This is a genomic window from Bradyrhizobium lablabi, assembly GCF_018131005.1.
GTDB lineage: Bacteria > Pseudomonadota > Alphaproteobacteria > Rhizobiales > Xanthobacteraceae > Bradyrhizobium > Bradyrhizobium lablabi_D.
On record NZ_JAFCJK010000007.1, the window covers coordinates 245,756 to 266,610 of the forward strand.

The window sequence follows — 20,855 nt, forward strand, 5'->3', positions numbered from 1 at the left end:
GCTCATGATCCCAAAGCCGACATGGAGCAGTGTTTCACCGACCGCAACAGATTTGGAATTCGACGATAAGAAGCGGAGTTTGGCCGACCAGATTCAGACGTAGATCCTCTCCCTGTCGCTGGCGACGCCAGCGATCTTCTACCAATCTGACCAAGGAGCCATATGAATGAGCAAGGAAGAAGATAATAAAGCGGTTGTCGGCCGCTGGTTCACGGAGTTTTGGGGCAAGACCGTCAACCTCGGCGTTATCGACGAGATCGCCGCGCCGGACATGCTATTGAAATATTCGCTGCACGAGCCCCGCCGCGGACGCGACGACATTCGGGCGTTCATGACGGATTTCCGGGCTGCATTCCCCAATCTCAATTTCTGGGGAACGGCCGATCTCATCGCCGAGGGTGACTATGTGGTCGGTCAGTGGGAAGGCGGCGGCACGCACACGGGGCCCGCTTTCAAAGACTTCCTGATCGGCGATCTGCCGGCCGCTACCGGACGCAAGATGCACTTCACCGGCACCACCGTGCTGAAGGTGGTCGACGGCAAGATCGTCGAGGAGGTCGGCCTCGACGATGGTGTCACCGCGCTGACTCAACTTGGGTTACTGAAGGCCGCGTAATCGGCAAGATCGAGCACTGCCGGCACAGTGGAGCGAGGCCCGCACCGATTTGCGGGCCTCATTTGTGTGATCAGCTTGGAAGGGCATTGAATCCCGGCTTTGCTTTGGGCCCGTCGTGCCGTCCGGATTTGAAAGCAAGGATCGGAGTGTATTCTCGGAAAGCGGGTGGCAGTGTTGGCCGTCCTGTGACGTCATGCAATCGATGGACGCGAATCTCAAAAAGACCGGGAAGACGACACAGCTCCCCGTTGCGGCAGACCCGCGATGGGCGCGGGTTCTTGCACGAGACAGGACGGCCGATGGCGAATTCTGGTATTCGGTTGCGACGACCGGAGTCTACTGCCGGCCTTCGTGTCCTTCGCGCACCGCGAACCCTAAGAATGTTCAGTTGCATGACACTCTGGAGAGCGCCAAGGCGACCGGCTTTCGGCCGTGCCTGCGCTGCAATCCGGACGGGCTATCGATCGAGGCAGAGAACGCCGCACTCGTTGTCAAAGCATGCCGTCTTATCGAAGAGAGGCAAGAAGAGCCGTCGCTCGAAGAGTTGGCTGATGCGGTTTGCTTGAGCCCCAGCTACTTCCACCGCACGTTCAAAGCGGCGACCGGCCTGACGCCCAAAGACTATGCCGTTGCCTATCGCGCCCACAAGGTTCGCGAAGGTCTCGTCTCGGGAAACAGCGTCACGGAGGCGATCTATGACGCTGGGTTCAATTCAAGCGGCCGGTTCTACGAAAAATCCACTTGCATGCTCGGCATGACACCATCGCAATACCGCGCAGGTGGCGCGAACGAGGAGATCAAGTTTGCGGTGGGCCAGACGTTCTTGGGTGCCATTCTTGTTGCGTCCAGCACGAAGGGCGTTGCCGCGATCCTTTTGGGCGATGATGCGGAGGCGCTGCTCCGCGATCTGCAGGACCGCTTCCCAAAAGCCTGCCTGATCGGTGCCGATCAGGAATATGAGGCTATGGTCGCGCGCGTTGTCGGCTTCGTGGAAGCACCGAAACTCGGCCTCGATCTGCCGCTCGATGTCCGAGGCACCGCCTTTCAACAGCGTGTTTGGCAGGCGCTCCAGGAAATACCCGTCGGTGCGACTGTCACCTATGCTGATCTCGCGCAACGCATAGGTTCCTCCAAGTCAGTGCGCGCGGTCGCCGGCGCTTGCGCCGCAAACAAGCTCGCTGTCGCAATTCCCTGCCACCGCGTGATTCGCACCGATGGTTCGGTTTCGGGCTACGCGTGGGGAGTTGAGCGAAAGCGCGCCCTGCTCGACCGGGAGGCGTCGCAGGAAGTCCACGTGCCCGCCCGAAACTTCTGAGATCCGGCCCGATGGATCCTCGCACCACACCGAACGGCAGGCTCGATAAACGTGTGCGTGTCGAGGCGACGTCCGATGCGAGCCCGGCCCTGATGCAGTCCGATACCGCCAAGGTCACAGTGATGCGTCATTTGCGCAAACTCGTCGCGGACGGGTTCGCCGAATGGCAAACGCTGGACGACGGGACCATCCACCTGCGGCTAATTACGGGCGAGACGTATCTCCTTGAACAGGCCACGATCACGCGCATCGCGTGATTGGTGAGACGTATCTCTCCTCCTCTTTCGCCAAGCCGTGCGCTCGGCTTTTTGCTTCGTCAGCGGCCTGAAACCCTTCTCGATTTGAAAGCAAGCATCGGAGTTTGGCGTAGAGCGCTTTTGCGTACGTTCAGTCACGAGAACAGATGAAGGAGACGATCCATGAATCTCGCGACATACGCTGACCTTTCGGCTGACCCGACCACCACCCCCTCCGACGTTCTCTTCTACGCGACCGGCGGCTGCGCGTTCGGCACGGTTCTGATCGCCCGCAGTGTCAAGGGTGTTTGCGCGATCCTCCTCGGTGAGGACGCCCGCGCACTGGAAGATGATCTTGCGAGACGCTTCCCGCACTCCACGTTCGTTCCGAACGAGGCGATGATTCGTGACGCCCTGGCGAAAGTGACGCGCTATGCCGACAAGCCCTCCGAAGGACTCGATCTCACGCTCGATATGCGCGGCACTCCCGTCCAGCGCCGCGTGTGGAACGCGATTCGTTCAATCCCGCTCGGCAAGACAAAGAGCTATATGGAGGTGGCTCGCCTGATCAACTCCGCCTATCCCCAGGTCACCGCCCGCATCGTCGCGAATGCCTGCGCTGCCAATCCGCTCGCGCTCGTCATCCCATGTCATCGCGTCATTCGCGGCGACGGCGAACTTGCCGGTGGTTGCCAAGGTCTCGAGCGCGAGCGCTGATTTCTCGAGAAACAAGCCAGCGCATGAAGCGCGTGGACGAATGGCCTCGTCGCGAAAAGGCAGGACGTTAATGAAACTCGCCAAGATAACAGATGAGACAATCGGGCTCGTCGTGACCCTTCCCAATGGACCGCATATCGTCGACATCGCCAAAAGTGTGGGCGTCTTTGCGCCGCACGACCCCCTGTCGAACGGCATCTTGAACGGAACGTTCAAGGATGGCGGCGACTGGCCATCGATCGTCAAGCACTGGGCGCGATTGCAGTGGTCACTCAATCGGCTTGCTCTCGTCGCCGAAACCTGCCCGGATCACCCCTGCCTCGTCCTTCAATCTCTTGCCGATCGGAATTTGAAGGGTGAGCCTTCCAATTCGATTGTGGCGATCGAGATCACGGACATGCAGCCGCGCGAACAACGGGATCCGACTGGCCGGCGTGCCATGGAACAGCAATTCGTGGCGCCGCTTCAGGATGCGACCGAAGCGGACTCGGCTGCCGCGCCAGAGACAGCTCAAATCATCGGCTTCGTGCGTCCCAACAGTGACGAGTTCTCGAAACGGTGACGCATCGTTTTCGCGTTTGAAAGCAAGCACCGGATCGGGACGCGGGATCAGTTCGAAAGCATGAAAACACAGAGGTGATCGCCTCGATCAGTGCGGAAGAGCTCAGCTACAGCCACTCTAACGCCAAGATTGACACCAAGGCGTCTCTCCTCAACGGCATTGCCACCGCAAATTACAAATGGACCTCGCTCGAATACAAGGACCCCACGATCCGCGTCGTAGGCCCGGCGGCCATCGTGCGCTTCAACTTTGTCGGCGAGCAGGAATTTACCGACGGCAAGAAAACCCCGCAGAACCTGCACATCCTGATGAACTGGCAGAAGCAGGGCAACGACTGGAAGCTCCTGTCACGGGCGGCGACCAAGCTCTGAGCGCGGCGCAGCATTGGGTCGAGACCTCTCCGAGCAGGGGTTGCGAATCGAGAGGCCCAGCGCACATTCACAGGACGGCGAGGTACATCACTCTCGCCGGGATCGGCACGCATAACGAGGCCAGTCGCTCAACCTTGACGTGCTCAACCGCGATAGATCGGTGCACCCGCAGGTGAGGCTGTCGCGCCGCCATCGACGAACAGTTCCTGCCCCTGCACATGCGCCGCATCATCTGAGGCCAGAAACAATACCGTTTTCGAGATGTGATCCGGCTCGCCCATCCGCCCGAGCGGCGTGGTCTTCGCGATGCGTGCTTCGAACGCCTTCTCGGCTTCGGGCGTGGCGGTCGCAGCGCCCCAGATCGGCGTGCGAGCCGCGCCCGGCGCCACCACATTGACGCGGATCCCCCGCGGCGACAGTTCTGATGCCATCACTCGCGCCATCGCGCGCACGCCGGCCTTGCTCGCCGCGTAGGCCGAGTAACCTGGATTGCCGAGCACCGAGATCACCGAACCGTTGAGGATGATGGAGGCGCCATCGTTGAGATACGGCGCAACCGCCTGCACGGTGAAGAACACGCCGGTCAGATTGGTCCGGATCACGGACTCAAATGCCGCGAGCGTGGTGCCGCCGACCGGCGTGTGACCGGGAATACCGGCATTGGCGAACACGATGTCGTACTTGCCGAACTTCTCTGCGCCCTGCTTCACCGCAGCTTCAAGCGCCGCAACGTCGGTGGCATCGGCCACCACGGCGAACGCATTCGGTCCGAGTTCCTTCGCCGCAGCTGCGAGCGTCTCCTTGTTGCGTCCGGTGATGACGACCTTGGCGCCCTCGGCCACGAACAGTTTCGCGGTCGCCAGCCCGATGCCGCTGTTGCCGCCGGTGATCAACGCCGTCTTGTTTGCCAATCTCATGCCCACCTCCATTCGGTTGCATTATTAAACTATGTTGCCTGATTATGGTATCTGGTTTAATATTGCAACTACACAAGATCGTGATCGCGTGCCTGTTCGGGAGAATATTGTGGTGAAACGAACCAGCCTTGCGGGCAATGAATGCCCGATCGCGCGCGCGCTCGATGTTTTCGGCGACTGGTGGTCGCTCCTGATCATCCGTGATGCGCTGATCGGCCGGCGCCGCTTCGGTGAATTCCAGGCCAGTCTTGGGCTGGCGAAAAACATCCTTGCCACCCGGCTCCGCTCCCTCGTCGAGCGCGGCATCCTGAAGATGGTCCCCGCCTCCGATGGCAGCGCCTACCAGGAATACGTGCCGACGCCGAAGGGCCACGGCATCTTCCCGATCCTCGTCGCGCTCCGGCAGTGGAGCGAAGAGTTCGACGAGGACCCGGACGAGATTGCGACCACCCTGGTCGACCGCGAAAAGGGCAAGCCGGTGAAGAAGCTCGCGCTCTACTCGCAGGATGGGCGGATGTTGAGCGCGGTGGATACTGCGTTGAAGTTCCGGCCGACAGCGAAACGCACGCGGCGCGCGTCAGCGTAACTGCGCCTTGCCCATCGTCATCGAATGACGATCACTGATTTGCCCGACAGGGCAAGACCTCACGCGCAAAACATTCCGCTTCGCGTTTCACCCAAATCAGTCGTTTAATCCGCCCGTCTCACCCGATCGAGGGGCGCTTCGCGATCGTCACGGGTGTTGGGTTGAGATGCGGTGGACGCCGCGCGTGTGACTGACGAGCGCATGCGATGCGGACGGCGAAATCGTGTGGTCCTGACGCCCCAGTGGCTGGTGTTAAGTCCGCGGGAGGCCAGCGCCTCTTGCCGACGACGGTGGCAACAAAGCCCGGTCTCGCCGAGGAGATCACGTATAAGCCGTAAACCATCGCGCAGGGAAAGCCGGGTTGTTTCCGGTTACACCTGTGGTCCTACCCCCGTGCTTTTTGTTGCACGGGACCCATGGGTGCGATCGGCACCCGGCTTTCCCTGCGCCCTCATTTCTTCATGGGGGTGGAAAGTGACGCAAACCTCGGGCGCATCTGCGCCGCGAGACCGCGCAGGCGCGCAAAAAACTCAATTCTGGGCCGTGTGCAACGCCAAATTCGCAGCAAGACCCTTGACATAGCAGCCCTTTCGGCCGAACGCGTGTTCTTAAGCGCTATGGACTGTTCATGGACCTGATTACCACCACCTCCGAACTTGCGGCAGCCTGTTCCCGCCTCGCTCAGCACAAGGTCATCACTGTTGATACCGAGTTCCTGCGGGAGACGACCTATTACCCGTTGCTCTGCGTCATTCAGATGGCAAGCGCGGACGAAGCCGTCGTGATCGATGCGCTGGCGGATGGCATCGACCTGAAGCCGTTCTTCGAATTGATGTCTGATGAAGCCGTGCTGAAAGTGTTCCACGCCGCACGGCAGGACATCGAGATCGTCTGGCACCTCTCCAACACCATTCCGCACCCGATCTTCGACACACAGGTCGCCGCCATGGTGCTCGGCTATGGCGACAGTATCGCCTACGACCAGCTGGTCGACCGCGTCACCGGCCATCGGCCGGACAAGACCCACCGCTTCACCGACTGGTCGCGCCGGCCGCTGAGCGAAGAACAACTCCACTACGCCGTCTCCGACGTTACCCATCTGCGCGACGTCTTCATCGCACTCGACGCAGACCTGAAGAAGCGCGCCCGCAGCGACTGGGTCAGCGAAGAGATGGAGGTCCTGACCTCGCCGAAGACCTACGATTTCCATCCCGAGCGCGCCTGGGAGCGGCTCAAGACCCGCGTGCGCAAACCGCGGGAGCTTGCCGTGCTGATCGAGGTCGCGGCCTGGCGCGAGCAGGAAGCTCAAAGCCGCGACGTGCCGCGCTCACGCGTGCTGAAGGACGACACGGTCGGCGATATCGCGACCCATGCGCCGACTTCGCTGGAGAAACTCGCCAATCTCCGTTCGCTGCCGAAGGGCTTCGACCGCTCCAAATGGGGCACCGACATCGTCGCCGCCGTGCAGCGCGGGCTCGCGCGCGATCAAGCGACACTGCCGAAGCTCGAAAAGCCGCGCAACAATTCCAACGGTGCCGCGATCGTCGAGCTGTTGAAGGTCCTGCTGCGGATGACGTCGGAGCGTCACGCGGTCGCAAGCAAGGTGATCGCAACCGTCGACGATCTCGAGCAGATCGCGGCCGATGATCACGCCGATGTCGGCGCCCTGCACGGCTGGCGGCGCGAATTGTTCGGCGAGGCGGCGCTCAAGCTGAAGCGCGGCGAGCTCGCGCTCGCGATCGACAAGGGCCGCGTGGTGCGGGTCGATCGCAGCTAAGCTGCCGCTCCTCTCGGCCAATGGCCGAGCCGCGCCACGTTGTTGTCGGTCTGCCACAGGCTGTTGCCATGCTGCACCGGATTGCGGAAGCCGGCCAAAAGCTTGCTAACGCGCGACTTTCGTGGTGCAATCGGTGCACAATCGGATTGCGGCCGTTTGACTGTGCGTTTCGCGACGTTGAAAACCAAGACTTCGACCTTGACGGCTCGGACATCGACCAAACTACCCGAAGCCCGTTTGTGGCGTGGCACGCGGAAACCGCGGCCGCGTCTTTTTTGTATCTAAACTGGGAGAGAGGCGATGCCGAAGGGTACCGTCAAGTGGTTCAACCCGACCAAGGGTTACGGGTTCATCAAGCCGGCCGTCGGAGAGAAGGACGTCTTCGTTCACATCTCGGCCGTCGAGCGTGCTGGGCTCACCACACTCAACGAGAACCAAACCATCGAGTACGAGTTGGTGGAGAACCGCGGCAAGGCGTCGGCGGAAAATCTCAAGGTTCATTGAAGGCCGGCGCTGTCAGCGCAGGCCAACTTGATACCTCCCCCGGCTGCATCACCCCGGGGGGATTTTTTGTTGCGAGCCGCGCCTGCTGGCATCCTATGCCGTGGTCGGCGCGACCAGAGTGCTGTCGGAAGCATCGCTTCCCAGCGTCCTGCAGCGATTCCCTTCGAGCTTGAGCCGGCCGCTCGCCAACAGCCGCAGCGCTTCCGGATAGATGCGGTGCTCGATCTTGATGACACGCGCGGCCAGCGTCTCCGGCGTGTCGTCATCGGCCACGGTGACCGCGCCCTGCATCACGATCGGGCCGGCATCGGTTTCCGGGATCACGAAATGCACCGTCGCGCCGGACAGCTTCACACCAGCCCGCAGCGCCTGGCCGTGCGGATCGAGCCCGGGGAAGGAAGGCAGCAGCGAGGGATGGATGTTGAGCATCCGACCGTACCAGCGCTGCACGAATTCCGCCGTGAACAGTCGCATGAAGCCGCCGAGGCAGATCAGTTCGACGTCGTTGTCGTCGAGCGCCTGCTGCAACACCGCCTCGAAGCCCGCGCGATCCTTTCCGAACGGCTTGCTCTCGATGACGACGGTCGGGATGCCGCTTGCGGCCGCCCTCTCAAGCCCGCCGGCGTCGGCGCGGTTGGAGATCACGACGACGATCTCGGCCGAGAAATCCGGCGTCCTTGCGGCCTCGATCAGCGCGGCCATGTTGGAGCCGCGGCCGGAGATCAGAATGGCGACCCGGCGCTTCATCGCGAGAGGTCGAGATGGCCGTTATAGACCACGCGATGGCCGGTCTTGGCCTCGATCACCTCGCCGAGCGTCGCCACGGTCTCTCCGCTTGCGGTGAAGACCTCGGTCACCTGGTCGACGGCGTCCGGCTTCACGATCGCGATCATGCCGATGCCGCAGTTGAAGGTGCGCAGCAGTTCGAGTTCAGCGATGCCGCCCTGCTCCGCCAGCCACTTGAACACCGGCAACACCGGCAGCCGCGCGAGATCGATGCCGACGCCGAGATGCCTCGGCAGCACGCGCGGAATGTTGTCGGTGAAGCCGCCGCCCGTGATGTGGGCGAACCCCTTGACCGCGCCTGTCTCGCGGATCGCATTCAGGCAGGACTTCACATAGAGCCGCGTTGGCGTCAGCAATGCCGCGCCGAGCGTCATGACCGGCGAGAACGGCGCCGGCGCACTGAAAGCAAAACCCGAACGCTCGACGATCTTGCGCACCAGCGAGTAACCGTTGGAGTGCACGCCCGAGGAAGCGAGACCGATCACGGCATCGCCCGGCGCGATATCGGCGCTCGGCAACAGCGTGCCGCGCTCGGCGGCGCCGACCGCAAAGCCGCCGAGGTCGTAGTCGCCTTCCTTGTAGAGGCCCGGCATCTCCGCAGTCTCGCCGCCGATCAGCGCGCAGCCGGATTCGCGGCAGCCTTCGGCGATGCCGGCGACGATCGCGGCGGTGGCCTCGGGATCGAGCTTGCCGCACGCGAAGTAGTCGAGGAAGAACAGCGGTTCCGCGCCCTGCACGACGATGTCGTTGACCGACATCGCCACGAGATCGATGCCGATGCCGCCATGAATGCCGGTCTCGATCGCGATCTTGAGTTTAGTGCCGACACCGTCGGTCGCCGCCACCAGAACCGGATCCTTGAAGCCCGCGGCCTTGAGGTCGAACAACCCGCCGAAGCCGCCGATCTCGGCATCGGCGCCGGGGCGCGCGGTGGCCCGCACCATCGGCCTAATGATGTCAACCAGTCGATTCCCGGCGTCGATGTCGACCCCCGAATCCGCGTAGGTGAGCCCGTTTTTGCACTCGGTCATGGCCAATTCCAGTTGATCGAACCGCTGGTTACGAGGAATTCCCGCCTCGCGCAATGGCTCGCGGGCCGCGCTTCGCTATACTATGTAGATAACACCCGGCCAGACGCTGAAACGAGCCGGATCATGAGTAAAATCAGGCCGGTAGCCGGGAAGCGACCGAGTTGAGCATTCCGAACATCATCACCCTAGGCCGCATCATCCTGGTGCCGATCATCATCTGGGCGATTGTGTCCAGTCAGATGGAGATCGCCTTCGCGATCTTCGTGGTCGCTGGCGTCAGCGATGCGGTCGACGGCTTCCTTGCCAAGCGTTTCAACATGACGAGCGAGCTTGGCGCCCTGCTCGATCCCCTGGCCGACAAGGCGCTCCTGGTCTCGATCTATGTGGCGCTCGGGATCTGGGGGGCGATGCCGCGCTGGCTCGTCATCCTGGTGGTGTCGCGCGACATCATGATCGTTTCCGCCGTAATTGTGTCCTGGCTGTTCGACAAGCCCGTCGAAATGAAGCCTCTGATGGTATCGAAGCTCAATACGGTGGCGCAGGTCGCGTTTGCGGCGCTGGTCCTCGCCTCGCTCGGCTTCGGCTTCGAGCCGCGTCCGTATGACCTGATCCTGATGGGCTTGGTGACGGTCTTTACTTTGGTTTCCGTCTCCCTCTATCTCGTCGAGTGGTTGCGACACATGAGCACACTCGAAGTTCGATGAACCCAATCGGAGACTTGCGTGGCAGGGATCGTTCAACCTCGTCAGCTGACGTTAGCGCTGTCGCACGAGGAGAGATTGACCCGCGACGACTTCCTCGAAGGACCGGCCAACGAGGCCGCGCTGTCGCTGATCGATCGCTGGCCCGACTGGCCGAACCGGATCATGTTGCTGATCGGACCGGAGGGATCGGGCAAGAGCCATCTCGGCGTGATCTGGGCCGAGCAATCCGGCGCGCGCTCGACCTCGGCGCACGTCCTGACACTTGAGGCCGTGCCCGGCACGCTTGCGACCGGCGCGCTGGTGGTTGAGGACCTGAGACCGTCGGGATTCGACGAGCGCGCGATGTTCCATCTGATGAACCTCGCGCGCCAGGACGAAGCCTTTGTGTTGATGACGGCGCGCATCCCGCCATCTGCCTTCGACATCGAATTGCGCGACCTGCGCTCGCGGTTGCGCGCGGTACCGACGGTGACGCTGTTGCCGCCCGACGACATGGTTTTTCGCGGCCTGATTCTCAAATTCTGCGCCGACCGCCAAATGACCGTGGACGAATCCGTGGTGACCTACCTGACCAACCGGATCGAGCGCTCCTATGCTGCGGTCCGGCAGGCGGTGGAATTGCTTGATATGGAGGCGCTACGGCTCGGCCGACCGGTCACGAGGGCGCTTGCGGCGGAGCTTTTGCGTGATGCCTCATCCGACCCTGCGGCTTGACGGCGCGGATTGCGGGACCATCAATGTCATCGAAACGTCATTCCGATATCACATGGTTTGTGCGCCCTCGCAAAATGCCCGATACCGTACGCTCCGATTGGATCAAAACTTGATGGACTCCACGCAAACCATTGAAACCAAAGAGAAAGAAGCGGATGCTTCGGACCTGCCGGCGATTGCGACCAGTCCCGAGCGGTTCATCAATCGCGAGCTTTCCTGGCTCCATTTCAATCGCCGGGTGCTCGAGGAATCCGTCAATCCCGGCCATCCTGCGCTGGAGCGCGTTCGGTTCCTGTCGATCTCCGCCAATAACCTTGACGAGTTCTTTATGGTCCGCGTCGCCGGTATCAAGGCGCAGGTCCGCGAAGGCATTCCGGAGCGGAGCCCCGATGGGCTGTTGCCGGTCGAACAACTCATCATGATCAACAAGATGGTGTCGCAGCTCGCCTCCGACCAGCAAGCGATCTGGAGCGACCTGCGCACCATGCTGTCAGAGGTCGGCATCCAGCTTGTCGATGGGCGGGACGTCACCAAGGCCGAGCGGAACTGGATCGAGGACCACTTCCTCCACAATATTTTCCCATTGCTGACGCCGCTGGCGATTGATCCGGCACACCCCTTCCCGTTCATCCCGAACCTCGGCTTCACCGTCGCGTTGCAATTGGCGCGGGTGTCTGACGGCAAGCCGATGAATGCGCTGATCCGCATGCCCGGCAAGATCGACCGCTTCATCCGCTTCCCTGCGAAAGACGGCGGGCCGGTGCGCCTGATCACGCTAGAACAGGCGACCGGCCTGTTCATCGGCCGCTTGTTCCCGGGCTACACCGTCAAAGGCCAGGGCGCGTTTCGGATCATCCGCGACTCCGAACTCGAAATCGAGGAAGAGGCTGAGGACCTGGTCCGCCTGTTCGAGACCGCGCTGAAGCGCCGCCGCCGCGGATCGGTGATCCGGCTCGAACTGGAAGCCAAGATGCCGGAAGAGCTGCGCAGCTTCGTGCAGCACGCCCTATCCGCCGCCGACGACGAGGTGTTCCTGGTCGACGGCGTGCTCGCCATGAACGAGCTGTCGCAACTCACCCGGCTCGATCGTCCCGATCTCGAATTTCTGCCCTATGTGCCGCGCCATCCCGAGCGCGTCCGCGATCACGGTGGCGACATCTTTGCCGCCATCCGGCAGAAAGACCTCATCGTCCATCATCCCTACGAGTCCTTCGACGTCGTCGTGCAGTTCCTGCAACAGGCGGCGCGCGATCCCGATGTGGTCGCGATCAAGCAGACGCTCTATCGCACTTCGAACAACTCGCCGATCGTCCGCGCGCTGGCGGAGGCCGCCGAAGCTGGCAAGTCGGTCACCGCGCTGATCGAATTGAAGGCGCGTTTCGATGAGGAAGCAAATATCCGCTGGGCGCGCGACCTCGAACGCGCCGGTGTTCAGGTCGTCTATGGCTTCATCGAACTGAAGACTCACGCCAAGCTCTCGATGGTCGTGCGCCGCGAAGGCGGCAACCTCACGACCTATGTGCACACCGGCACCGGCAACTATCACCCGGTGACCGCGCGCATCTACACCGACCTCTCCTACTTTACGTCGGATCCGATCATCGGGCGCGACGTCGCCCGCGTGTTCAACTACATCACCGGTTATGCCGAGCCGAGCGACATCGAGAAGATGGCGGTGTCGCCACTGACATTGCGCAAGCGCATCATCGAGCACATCCATGGCGAGATCGCCCATGTCCGTCATGGCCGGCCCGGCGCGATCTGGATGAAGATGAACGCTCTCGTCGACCCGGACATCATCGACGCGCTATATGAGGCCTCGCAGGCGGGCGTCTCGATCGAGCTCGTGGTGCGCGGCATCTGCTGCCTGCGTCCCGGCCTGCCCGGATTGTCAGAGAACATCCGCGTCAAGTCGGTGATCGGACGCTTCCTGGAACACGGCCGAATCTACTGCTTCGGCATGGGGCAAGGCCTACCGAGCACAAAGGCTGCTGTGTATATCTCGTCCGCCGACATGATGCCGAGGAACCTCGACCGTCGTGTTGAAGTCCTCTGTCCGCTGCAAAATCCGACGGTGCATCAGCAGGTTCTCGAACAGATCATGGTCGCGAACCTGAAGGATACCGAGCAGAGCTGGCAATTGTTGCCGGATGGATCGTCAACGCGTATGAAGGCTGCGAAAGGCGAGGAGCCGTTCAACCTGCACAACTACTTCATGACCAATCCGAGCCTTTCCGGCCGTGGTAAGTCGCTCAAGGAATCTTCGCCGCGCCGGCTCACCCGTCGTACCGAGCGCCAGCAGCCGTCATCATAAGGGGGGCCCACGGTGAAGCGGCCGCGGAAGCGCGCTTCCAGCGTCGCTGTCATCGATATCGGCTCGAACTCGGTTCGTCTCGTCGTCTACGAGGCGATGTCGCGTAGCCTTGTCACCATCTTCAACGAGAAGGCGCTCTGCGGGCTCGGCCGCGAGGTGCAGAGCACTGGCCTGCTCGCGACCGACGCTGTCAACAGGGCGCTGACCGCGCTCCGCCGCTTTCGCGCGTTGTGCCGGATCCAGCGCGTCGGCCGCGTCCACGCGATCGCGACCGCTGCCTGTCGCGATGCCAAGAACGGTCCCGATTTCATTGCCCAGGCCGAACGCATCTGCGGCGCCAAGATCGAGATTCTGTCAGGGCCGAGCGAGGCAAGGCTGTCCGCGCTCGGCGTCGTCTCCGGTATTCACGATCCGAACGGCATCGTTGGCGATCTCGGTGGCGGCTCGCTCGAGCTGATCGACGTAAGGGGCAATCGCGTACGCAGTGGCGTGACGCTGCCGCTGGGCACCCTCGCGCTGCAAGATCTTGCGGACAAATCGCTCAAACGCGCCGAACGGATCGTCAAGACCGAGCTGTCGGACCTCACGCAGCTCAAGGCCGGCCGCGGCCGCTCCTTCTATGCCGTTGGCGGCACATGGCGCGCGCTGGCGCGTATCCACATCATCCAGAGCGGCTATCCGCTCAAGGTGATGCACGGCTATTCGATTCCGGCCGCCGATGCCCTCGACTTCGCGCAGCGCCTGCGCCGGCTCGCCGCTGCCAACATGCTCGCCAATATCGAGGCGGTCGCCGACGCGCGGCGGCCGCTGCTGACCTATGCGGCGCTCGTGCTCGAATACATCATCCGCGTCGCGCAGCCGAAGACCATCGTGTTCTCGACCTTCGGCGTGCGAGAGGGCCTGTTGTACGAAATGCTGCCGCAGGCCGAGCGCGCCAAGGACGGACTGCTCTGCGCAGCGCAGGACCTCAACGAGCTGTTGTCACGCTCCGCCCGCCACGCGAGGGAGCTGACCGCTTGGACCGACCGACTGGTCCGCGTCGTGAAGCTGCGGGAGACCGAGGAGGACCGCCGGTTGCGCCACGTCGCTTGTCTCTTGTCCGACATTGGCTGGCGGGTGCATCCCGACCATCGCGGCGAGGAAACGCTCAGCCTCATCATGAATGGCAATTTCGGCTCGATCACGCACCAGGGGCGCGCTTTCGTTGCGCTGTCAGTGTTCTATCGCTACGCCGGCCTCAGCGAGGAGAACGAACCACCGCAGCAGATCCGAGAGCTGGTGCCGCCCGCGCTGGACGAACGCGCGCGTGTGCTCGGCGCCGCTTTCCGTGTCGCCCACCTGATCACCGCGGCCCGCACCGGCGTGCTGCCCGCGACTCACTTTCGCACACAGGGTCGCAATCTGATGCTGGTGTTTGAGCACCGGATGGTCGATCTCGTCGCCGACCGCGTCGGCAGCCGATTCAAGCAGCTGGCGCGGCTGGTCGGGCGTTCCGGCTCGATCGTGCGGCGCTAAAGCATGATCCGGAGCGGTTTTCCCTCGCGACAAACGCGGAGCGTTTGCGCGGAGATCATGCGCAAAAAACAAGCTAAAGCGCGATGATGATTCATCCTGATCTCATCGCGCTTTAAGGTAGGACGAACGGATTGAACTTCAGTTCATAACGCCCCTAGAAAGCGGATCGCCGAAAGGCTCGGCAAGAACGTATAGGCGCCGCCCCTTGTGTGGACGAACCGAGGTAATCCCCGCAGCCGGATCGTGGCGCCGGATTTGAGCGGCAAGTCAAACCAACTGGTCTCAGTGTCGTTGGCCCCGACGATCGGATCGTTGGACCCGGTAACCCGCGGATCCTGCAGGCCGAGGTTCAGCCAGTCGCAGGACATGGCCTCGAACTGAGCGCCGAGGCTGGCCCCGATGAAGTTGCCGAGCAGTCCCCGTTCGATTTTGGCCCGATCGGGCTTCTCCGGATCATATGCCGGTCCGTAGGGCATGCCGCGCCGAACCAGGCGGCGGCTATTGTTCGCCACCCGCTGCACGATCTGTCCGCCCCTCGGGTTGCAGCGCCGGATATGGGCTCCATAGGGACAGCGGGAGTCGTCCGCGTAGTCAAACTTCGTCCGGTCCACCCCAGGATCAGGCGCATCCGCGGACAGTGCCAGCGGCGTGCCGTCGCGCCACCGGCCGCACAAATTGGCAGCGACGAGCTCACGCAAGGCCGCGCGACGTGAGGAAGCGATCTTTGCTTCAGCGCCGCGCGGCAGCAACTCATCGACTTGCGGGTTGGCGAGCAAATCCGTCGCGGTCCGGTCGAGATATTCCTCGAAGCCCACCACATCCTGTTCCAGCACGCGAAAGGCGTTGAAGGTACCGTTGAGTCCCAGCGCATCGGGCTGAGGAACGCGCCACTTCAAACCCTCGAAATTGGTCGAATATCCCAGCAACACCGTGCCGAGCGGGGCCATGGGTTGTCCGTCGTCATAGCGTTGCGGGTCATGAACCTCCGCAAACCTCGGTTGCGTGATGTTGTCGCGATACCCGAAGTGAACCTGGTCGTCCGGGAAGCAGCAGCCCTCGCGTGTGCCGAGCAGCCTCAGCGCGTTTCCGTCGGCGAGCGCGCGACGCTGAACCTGGTCCAGTTGCGCGACCTCGTCGGCGTAGATGGTCGCGATGAGGTGGATCCGCCTGGGGTCATCGAAGGGAGACGGCCATTTTTCCGGTGCGCTCTTCCCGACGTCGCCGAGCTTCAAGGCGCGGGCGCTCATGCCCTGGATGAATTCGTTCGGAAACGTTTTAAGTGAAGAACCCGGCGTGCCGAGGGCCTGCAGTCCCTCGTAGGTCAGGCCAATGTTGAAACAGGAGTCCGGCTTGGCGTCCCCCCAACTCCCTCTCGTGATCTGCGGAATGCCCTCGTCGCGTCCCGATGTGGAGGCGGCGAGCCAGCGGCGGGCTGCGATGCGGTCGGCGATCTCGAGCATGAGGTGCCGCACGCGAAGCTTGCGATAGCCGCGCAAGATGTTGCCCTGCACATCCGCGGCGTCGAACTCGGCGCTCACCAGCCTATCCCCAGTTGCTTGCGGATCTGGGCCGCCGAATATCCGGGATAGGCCCGGTAGCCGCTGCCGAGCGAAACATTCGGGTTGGCGTGAAGCTGGAGGGTCAGCCTCCGTGGAAGCAGGTCCAGATCGTCGTCGCCGGAGGCGGCCTTGTCGCCTTTCAAGGCTTCCTGGTCTCTCAGAACACCCGTGGCCGTGTCCGGCACCTGATACAGGTCGCGCGCGTGCACCCATTCGATGAACGCCTCGGCATTATGCTCACAGGGAATCACGTCTTCTCCTCCTTCGACAAGCTCCACCACGGCGTTGAACACGCTGCCGATCGTCGCGATGAAGTCACGAATGTAGTTGGTGAAATCGCCGTCGTAGACAGAGAACATGCAAATGTTGTCGCCGACGATTACGAAGCGCGCGAAGTGCACCGTGCCGACGTTGTTCAATCCGGCATAGATCTGATCCTTGTTTGCCGCGATCGCCCCCGCTGCTTTCGCGCGGCCGACCGCCGACTTGTCCTTGAGCGGCATGATCAGGTTCATCATGCACTGGAGATTGTCCCCAGGCTGGGCCGATGGATGGGGACCACCGGGCAGAGGCTTGACTGGCGTCCACCACGCCCAAAAAGGCACCAGGATCCGCGCCGCCAGGAACTTGAACAGGCGCCTCTCGGGCAACCCGATCACAAAACGATCAAACCAATCTTTGTCACTCGGCATCCATTCAACTCCCATTGAAAGGACACGGAATGCCGTTACGCCTTTGACACGAGACTTCATAGACGTTCCGGCGGGCACGAAGGATCGGATCCTCGGAGACTTCGATGCCGGGCACCAGACGGCACGGATTGAAACTGATGCGTTCGGCGGCAGCGACCTGATCGGCGGCGACGTTCTTGAGCGTCAGTGTGCCCATGACGACCCGGACCCGCTTGGCAGGCCAGGGCTGGGTGGGATCGTCGAGCGCGTCGCCCGCTTCGCCGATCGTCATCATCAGCATGAACCGGGCCGGCCACCGCCCCAGGCGCTCTTCAAGTTCCTGCCGCAGGTAGTTATCGACAGCCGTCGCGGTGGCTTTGGTGTTGCAAACGCCCGCGACCGGCTGCCAGGAAAAGCGAACGGGGCGGCGAACCCCGTCGGGCGCGGTCACAATGAAGGTGTGGACGGCATGGTAGGCGGCGCGGGCGTAACTCACCGGCGCGCCTATGGTGTCGGTCTGAACGACAGCTAGCTGGGCAAAGCGGTGCCGATCGGCGAAACTCTTCGCGCCCGCATCCGGGCTCTCCTTCTGCCCCGGGGGCGGGTTGCGGCGAGGAATCTTGAGTTGCAGCATATCGAGAATCTTCTGCCACGGAGATTCCCGTCGAACCGGTTTTGGCTTTGCGGTCCGCGCGAACTCGAAAAACTGGTCGACGGTCGGCACGAAGAATTCGGGTAGCGTCATCGCGATCAGGTCGGTTGCCGACCCGTCCGACAGGTGGAAGCGCGTCGCCATTCCCCGGACATCGGACCAGCCATCATGCTGCACCGGACTCCCCGATCCGTTCGAGAATCTCACCGACGCGCGGACGCACGGTCTTTGGAAGTGCTCCGCTTTGCAATAGCTGCGCGCCGCTTCCGACGGCTGGAAATAGCCGTCCACGCCCACGCCGATCGTGTGAATCGGCCTGGTTCCCCGCTTATGATCTGTTGAAAGGGATTCGACGGCGTCGACGAGCCTCTCGGCCACGGATGAATCGTCCATGTCCTTCTCCATTCCGGACGGACCGCGATCTTGGGACCGTGCCCGTCTCGCTCAGTTGGTGCCCATGCCTTGTAGAGTGTCGATGATGTATCTGCGTGCCTCCGCGAGGTCGAACCGGGACCCGCGGGCGGCAGCCAACTCGAAATTACTTTCACCCAACCTGCCCTTTGCTTTCTCGACAGCGTTCCGAGCCGCTTTATCGAGCTTCAGCGGCGAAACCCTGAGCGCCCCGGCCAGCACCGCGAGTTGCTCAAGGGCCTCGAGCTGGGCCAGCGGTAAAATGAGGGAACGGATCGTGAGCCAGTTGTAGAAAGCTGCACCGTGGCTCGGAAGATCGATGAGCGTGCGCAAATGAATGGCCAGTGCTTCGGCCGGCGTCGCCTGCGCAGCCTGCAGATCGGCGATCAGCAGTTTGACCCGACGGGCCCCCAGATGGTTGCCTGCCATCCTCGCCCACTCGACTGATGTCTGGTATTCGTCGATCGCCCGGTTCGGATCCTGGGCTACTCCGCCGCGTGCATAATGAATGTACCCCATTAATGTGGGCTGCATGGTCTTCTGCCCCGTCTGGGCGGCTTCTTCGACCAATTCCCTGGCGCCATCCAGATCTCCCATCCGCGCCTTGACGAAGGCGGCCATGCAAAGGGACATCACCTCGCACGGAATGTTTCCCGCGCTTCGCGCCTGCTTCACCGCCGTCGCGTGATGTTCGATGCACGCAGCCAGGTCCCCGGACCATTGCGCCATTTGGCCGGCGACATGGGGAAGCCAGCCCTGGCTCGTCCGGGAGCCGGCGGCCTCAGCCCGAAGCCCCCGTTCTATGAAGGCCGCGGCCTTCTGTTGATCGCCTTCGTCGTGGAAGGCGTGGCCGGCGGCCCCGGCAAGGAAAATAGGGGCCTGTTCGAGTTCTTGAGCGCCCGGCCTTGCCATGATCCGCTCGTACCAATTGCCCGTCTCCGCTCCTCGATGTGAGTAGTTGAACAGGAACAGAGGAGCTGCCAGGTCGGCCGCCAGTTTCAAATCCCGCGTAATGGCGCGCTCGAAGGCCGTGCGGAGATTGGACAGCTCGTCGTAAATCGCGTTCGCCGCCTTGGCTTCGTTGACGCCAGCCAGCTGCTGGCCGAGCTGCTGGCATCGAGCCGCATAGACTTCGCTATGTCGGGCTTCGACGATCTGCAGCAAGCTGGTCTGGTCGAGCATTTCGCGTGCGAAGGCCTGGACCGTTTGCAGCATCCTCAGCAGGTGACGGCCGCCGAAGTCCCGGGACAGGAGCGAGGTTTCGACCAGTTGGTCGATCCCGCTGAGCACTTCGGATTCGTCGGCTATGTCCCCGGCGCAGACAGCGAGAGCCTGTTCTTCGCGAAAGGAGCCGGAGAATACCGATAGCCGCTGCAGAACCCGGCGGCTGTTCGGATCGAGAAGGTCGTATGACCATTCCAGCGCCTGCCGAAGCGTTTGATGGCGGCCGGTCCGGCGCCGAAACACGCTGGACTGAAGATCAAGCGGTTTTGTCACCCCGCTTTCAATGCTCCCCAGCGTATGCCTGCGCAGCTGAGCGGCCGCAATCTCGATCGCAAGCGGTATGCAATCGAGATTGGTGCAAATTCTCTCGATGACGGCGAGTTCGTCCGATGTTGGTTGAAATCTTCGATTGATCAGTCGCGCCCGTTCCACGAACAGACGAACGGCAGCCGAGTCCTCATGCGAACTGGAATCCAGCGACGAGACCTCGTAGACGGCCTCCCCCTCGACACCAATCGTGCGCCGGCTGGTATTGATCAGAAAGAGGTCGCCGCAGGTCAAACCGAGTTCGGTGACCGCATCCGCAACGGGATCGAGCACGTGCTCGCAGTTGTCCATCAGCAGGATCGCCCGGGCGCGGTGCAGACGTTCCAGCACCTGGAGTCGTGGCTCGGCGCCGGGCACCGGCAGAATCAGCAAGGCCTCGGCGATCGACGGCCAAACCTCGCTGTCGCGTTCTAGTGCCGAGAGATCAACGATCCACGCGCCATCGGAGAAAGTGTCTTCCAGAGATCGGGCAAATTCGATCGCCAGCCGCGTTTTGCCGATTCCACCGGGACCAACGAGGGTCAGCAATCTCGACTCCAGCGCCATTTGGGCAAGTTCGTCCAGCTCCCGCTCGCGGCCGAGAAACGAGCTGAGATTTGCCGGCAGATTGCCTCTGGCCGTTTCCCGCTTTCCTCCGATCGGGGGAAACGTATTCGGCAGGTCCGGCGCGCTGACCTGGTGGACGCGGATCGGGTCGATGCCCTTGAAATGGTGCTCGCCAAGGTCGGACAATCGGAATTGTGCGCTCCGGAGGTCCGTCGCCACGCGCTGAACCGTGACGTCCGAGAGCAGAATTTGATCGGCATTGGCGGCGTCCTGCAGCCGCGTTGCCGTCGGCAAGGCGGGGCCGAAGAAGTCGTGGTCCCCCCGCGGGCGCGTCGGCCCCGTGTGGATGCCAAATCGTATCTGAAGCCGTCCGGTGGGCCCCCAGGCAATGCGCCGCATCTCGCGCTGCGCCTCGATCGCAGCCATTACGGCGTCAACCGGCCGTTCGAAAATCGCCAGCACGCCATCGCCGGTGCTTCTGAAGGGGTTGCCGAAATGGCGGCGGATGGCCGTGTGAAGGATCTGGTCGTGCAGATCCATGGCAGCCATCATGTCGTTGGGATGGCGGCGGAGCAGCGCCGTGCTGCCCACAATATCGGTTGTGAGAATAGTGCTTTCCCGGCTGCCCGCCGATGGCGCCGACGATGCGGTCATGGACGGATAATCAGCCAAGAGAGTTCGCACCGCTCCTTCCCCGTGCTCAAATTCGGGGCTCCCGACATACGCCAAGTCGAAGAATCGAGTTCGAAAGGCAACTGGCCCGCTCGCCGTGGAACTCACACGGCCGCGATCTCAAGGCA

Annotated in this window: 20 protein-coding genes; 13 read left to right on the plus strand and 7 right to left on the minus strand. The window is 62.4% G+C overall.

The window, feature by feature from the left end; genetic code table 11:
• Positions 1-166 precede the first annotated feature (166 nt).
• The 6 genes from JQ553_RS22675 to JQ553_RS22700 all read left to right on the plus strand — a co-directional run bounded on the left by JQ553_RS22675 (position 167) and on the right by JQ553_RS22700 (position 3,817).
• Complete coding sequence (locus JQ553_RS22675; RefSeq protein ID WP_212502228.1) at positions 167-616, plus strand: ester cyclase; 450 nt, start codon at positions 167-169, stop codon at positions 614-616.
• A gap of 202 nt (positions 617-818) precedes the next feature.
• Positions 819-1,931, plus strand: coding sequence for a bifunctional DNA-binding transcriptional regulator/O6-methylguanine-DNA methyltransferase Ada (ada, locus tag JQ553_RS22680; protein WP_212502409.1), 1,113 nt, complete (start codon positions 819-821; stop codon positions 1,929-1,931).
• A gap of 11 nt (positions 1,932-1,942) precedes the next feature.
• Positions 1,943-2,188: a hypothetical protein gene (locus JQ553_RS22685; protein ID WP_212502229.1), complete on the plus strand. Its 246-nt coding sequence runs from the start codon at positions 1,943-1,945 to the stop codon at positions 2,186-2,188.
• A gap of 162 nt (positions 2,189-2,350) precedes the next feature.
• Positions 2,351-2,884: a methylated-DNA--[protein]-cysteine S-methyltransferase gene (locus JQ553_RS22690; RefSeq protein ID WP_212502230.1), complete on the plus strand. Its 534-nt coding sequence runs from the start codon at positions 2,351-2,353 to the stop codon at positions 2,882-2,884.
• A 70-nt stretch (positions 2,885-2,954) separates the two neighbouring features.
• Positions 2,955-3,446: a hypothetical protein gene (locus JQ553_RS22695; protein ID WP_212502231.1), complete on the plus strand. Its 492-nt coding sequence runs from the start codon at positions 2,955-2,957 to the stop codon at positions 3,444-3,446.
• 74 nt (positions 3,447-3,520) lie between these two features.
• Positions 3,521-3,817, plus strand: a complete 297-nt coding sequence (locus tag JQ553_RS22700) for a nuclear transport factor 2 family protein (RefSeq protein ID WP_212502232.1) — start codon at positions 3,521-3,523, stop codon at positions 3,815-3,817.
• 143 nt (positions 3,818-3,960) lie between these two features.
• On the opposite strand, the gene JQ553_RS22705 is transcribed toward JQ553_RS22700, so the two are convergent.
• On the minus strand, positions 3,961-4,734 hold the full coding sequence (locus JQ553_RS22705) for a glucose 1-dehydrogenase (protein WP_212502233.1): 774 nt from the start codon (positions 4,732-4,734) through the stop codon (positions 3,961-3,963).
• Positions 4,735-4,843: 109 nt separating this feature from the next.
• Here JQ553_RS22705 and JQ553_RS22710 point away from each other — a divergent pair, with 109 nt between their 5' ends.
• The 3 genes from JQ553_RS22710 (at position 4,844) to JQ553_RS22720 (ending at position 7,601) form a co-directional block, all read left to right on the plus strand.
• Positions 4,844-5,320 carry a helix-turn-helix domain-containing protein gene (locus JQ553_RS22710; protein WP_212502234.1) on the plus strand — a complete coding sequence of 159 codons (477 nt, stop codon included), beginning with the start codon at positions 4,844-4,846 and terminating at the stop codon, positions 5,318-5,320.
• A 628-nt stretch (positions 5,321-5,948) separates the two neighbouring features.
• Positions 5,949-7,097 (plus strand): ribonuclease D, encoded by a 1,149-nt coding sequence (rnd, locus tag JQ553_RS22715; protein ID WP_212502235.1) that lies wholly within the window; start codon positions 5,949-5,951, stop codon positions 7,095-7,097.
• Positions 7,098-7,397: 300 nt separating this feature from the next.
• A complete protein-coding gene (locus JQ553_RS22720; RefSeq protein ID WP_212502236.1) occupies positions 7,398-7,601 on the plus strand; it encodes a cold-shock protein in 204 nt (67 codons plus the stop codon).
• A 93-nt stretch (positions 7,602-7,694) separates the two neighbouring features.
• Here JQ553_RS22720 and purN read toward each other — a convergent pair whose 3' ends face one another.
• Complete coding sequence (gene purN / locus JQ553_RS22725; RefSeq protein ID WP_212502237.1) at positions 7,695-8,348, minus strand: phosphoribosylglycinamide formyltransferase; 654 nt, start codon at positions 8,346-8,348, stop codon at positions 7,695-7,697.
• Positions 8,345-9,418 (minus strand): phosphoribosylformylglycinamidine cyclo-ligase, encoded by a 1,074-nt coding sequence (gene purM / locus JQ553_RS22730; RefSeq protein WP_212502238.1) that lies wholly within the window; start codon positions 9,416-9,418, stop codon positions 8,345-8,347. Before purM ends, purN begins: the two co-directional genes overlap by 4 nt.
• A gap of 161 nt (positions 9,419-9,579) precedes the next feature.
• Between purM and JQ553_RS22735 the strand changes: the two genes are divergently transcribed.
• The 4 genes from JQ553_RS22735 (at position 9,580) to ppx (ending at position 14,665) form a co-directional block, all read left to right on the plus strand.
• Positions 9,580-10,122, plus strand: coding sequence for a CDP-alcohol phosphatidyltransferase family protein (locus JQ553_RS22735; protein WP_212502239.1), 543 nt, complete (start codon positions 9,580-9,582; stop codon positions 10,120-10,122).
• A gap of 18 nt (positions 10,123-10,140) precedes the next feature.
• The gene (locus JQ553_RS22740) at positions 10,141-10,836 is read left to right on the plus strand and encodes a DnaA/Hda family protein (protein ID WP_212502240.1); all 696 of its coding nucleotides are present in this window, start codon (positions 10,141-10,143) and stop codon (positions 10,834-10,836) included.
• A 112-nt stretch (positions 10,837-10,948) separates the two neighbouring features.
• On the plus strand, positions 10,949-13,150 hold the full coding sequence (locus JQ553_RS22745) for an RNA degradosome polyphosphate kinase (protein ID WP_212502241.1): 2,202 nt from the start codon (positions 10,949-10,951) through the stop codon (positions 13,148-13,150).
• 12 nt (positions 13,151-13,162) lie between these two features.
• Positions 13,163-14,665: an exopolyphosphatase gene (gene ppx, locus JQ553_RS22750; protein WP_212502242.1), complete on the plus strand. Its 1,503-nt coding sequence runs from the start codon at positions 13,163-13,165 to the stop codon at positions 14,663-14,665.
• 143 nt (positions 14,666-14,808) lie between these two features.
• Here the strand turns inward: ppx and JQ553_RS22755 are convergent, their stop codons facing one another.
• From JQ553_RS22755 to JQ553_RS22770, 4 genes are read right to left on the minus strand one after another with little or no spacing between them, the layout of a single operon-like run.
• On the minus strand, positions 14,809-16,203 hold the full coding sequence (locus JQ553_RS22755; protein ID WP_212502243.1) for a hypothetical protein: 1,395 nt from the start codon (positions 16,201-16,203) through the stop codon (positions 14,809-14,811).
• On the minus strand, positions 16,200-16,916 hold the full coding sequence (locus tag JQ553_RS22760; RefSeq protein ID WP_212502244.1) for a hypothetical protein: 717 nt from the start codon (positions 16,914-16,916) through the stop codon (positions 16,200-16,202). The genes JQ553_RS22755 and JQ553_RS22760 overlap by 4 nt, the downstream gene beginning before the upstream one ends.
• 4 nt (positions 16,917-16,920) lie before the next feature.
• Positions 16,921-17,940 (minus strand): catalase, encoded by a 1,020-nt coding sequence (locus JQ553_RS22765; RefSeq protein WP_212502245.1) that lies wholly within the window; start codon positions 17,938-17,940, stop codon positions 16,921-16,923.
• Between the two features lie 51 nt (positions 17,941-17,991).
• Positions 17,992-20,727, minus strand: coding sequence for an adenylate/guanylate cyclase domain-containing protein (locus tag JQ553_RS22770; protein ID WP_212502246.1), 2,736 nt, complete (start codon positions 20,725-20,727; stop codon positions 17,992-17,994).
• Positions 20,728-20,855: the final 128 nt, after the last annotated feature.

Coding starts and splice junctions, on each gene's coding strand:
- JQ553_RS22765 (WP_212502245.1), bottom strand. CDS start 17,940: ATGGACGATTCATCCGTGGCCGAGAGGCTCGTCGACGCCGTCGAATCC.
- ada (WP_212502409.1), top strand. CDS start 819: ATGGACGCGAATCTCAAAAAGACCGGGAAGACGACACAGCTCCCCGTT.
- JQ553_RS22685 (WP_212502229.1), top strand. CDS start 1,943: ATGGATCCTCGCACCACACCGAACGGCAGGCTCGATAAACGTGTGCGT.
- JQ553_RS22760 (WP_212502244.1), bottom strand. CDS start 16,916: ATGCCGAGTGACAAAGATTGGTTTGATCGTTTTGTGATCGGGTTGCCC.
- JQ553_RS22675 (WP_212502228.1), top strand. CDS start 167: ATGAGCAAGGAAGAAGATAATAAAGCGGTTGTCGGCCGCTGGTTCACG.
- JQ553_RS22720 (WP_212502236.1), top strand. CDS start 7,398: ATGCCGAAGGGTACCGTCAAGTGGTTCAACCCGACCAAGGGTTACGGG.
- JQ553_RS22745 (WP_212502241.1), top strand. CDS start 10,949: ATGGACTCCACGCAAACCATTGAAACCAAAGAGAAAGAAGCGGATGCT.
- JQ553_RS22705 (WP_212502233.1), bottom strand. CDS start 4,734: ATGAGATTGGCAAACAAGACGGCGTTGATCACCGGCGGCAACAGCGGC.
- purM (WP_212502238.1), bottom strand. CDS start 9,418: ATGACCGAGTGCAAAAACGGGCTCACCTACGCGGATTCGGGGGTCGAC.
- purN (WP_212502237.1), bottom strand. CDS start 8,348: ATGAAGCGCCGGGTCGCCATTCTGATCTCCGGCCGCGGCTCCAACATG.
- rnd (WP_212502235.1), top strand. CDS start 5,949: ATGGACCTGATTACCACCACCTCCGAACTTGCGGCAGCCTGTTCCCGC.
- JQ553_RS22695 (WP_212502231.1), top strand. CDS start 2,955: ATGAAACTCGCCAAGATAACAGATGAGACAATCGGGCTCGTCGTGACC.
- JQ553_RS22690 (WP_212502230.1), top strand. CDS start 2,351: ATGAATCTCGCGACATACGCTGACCTTTCGGCTGACCCGACCACCACC.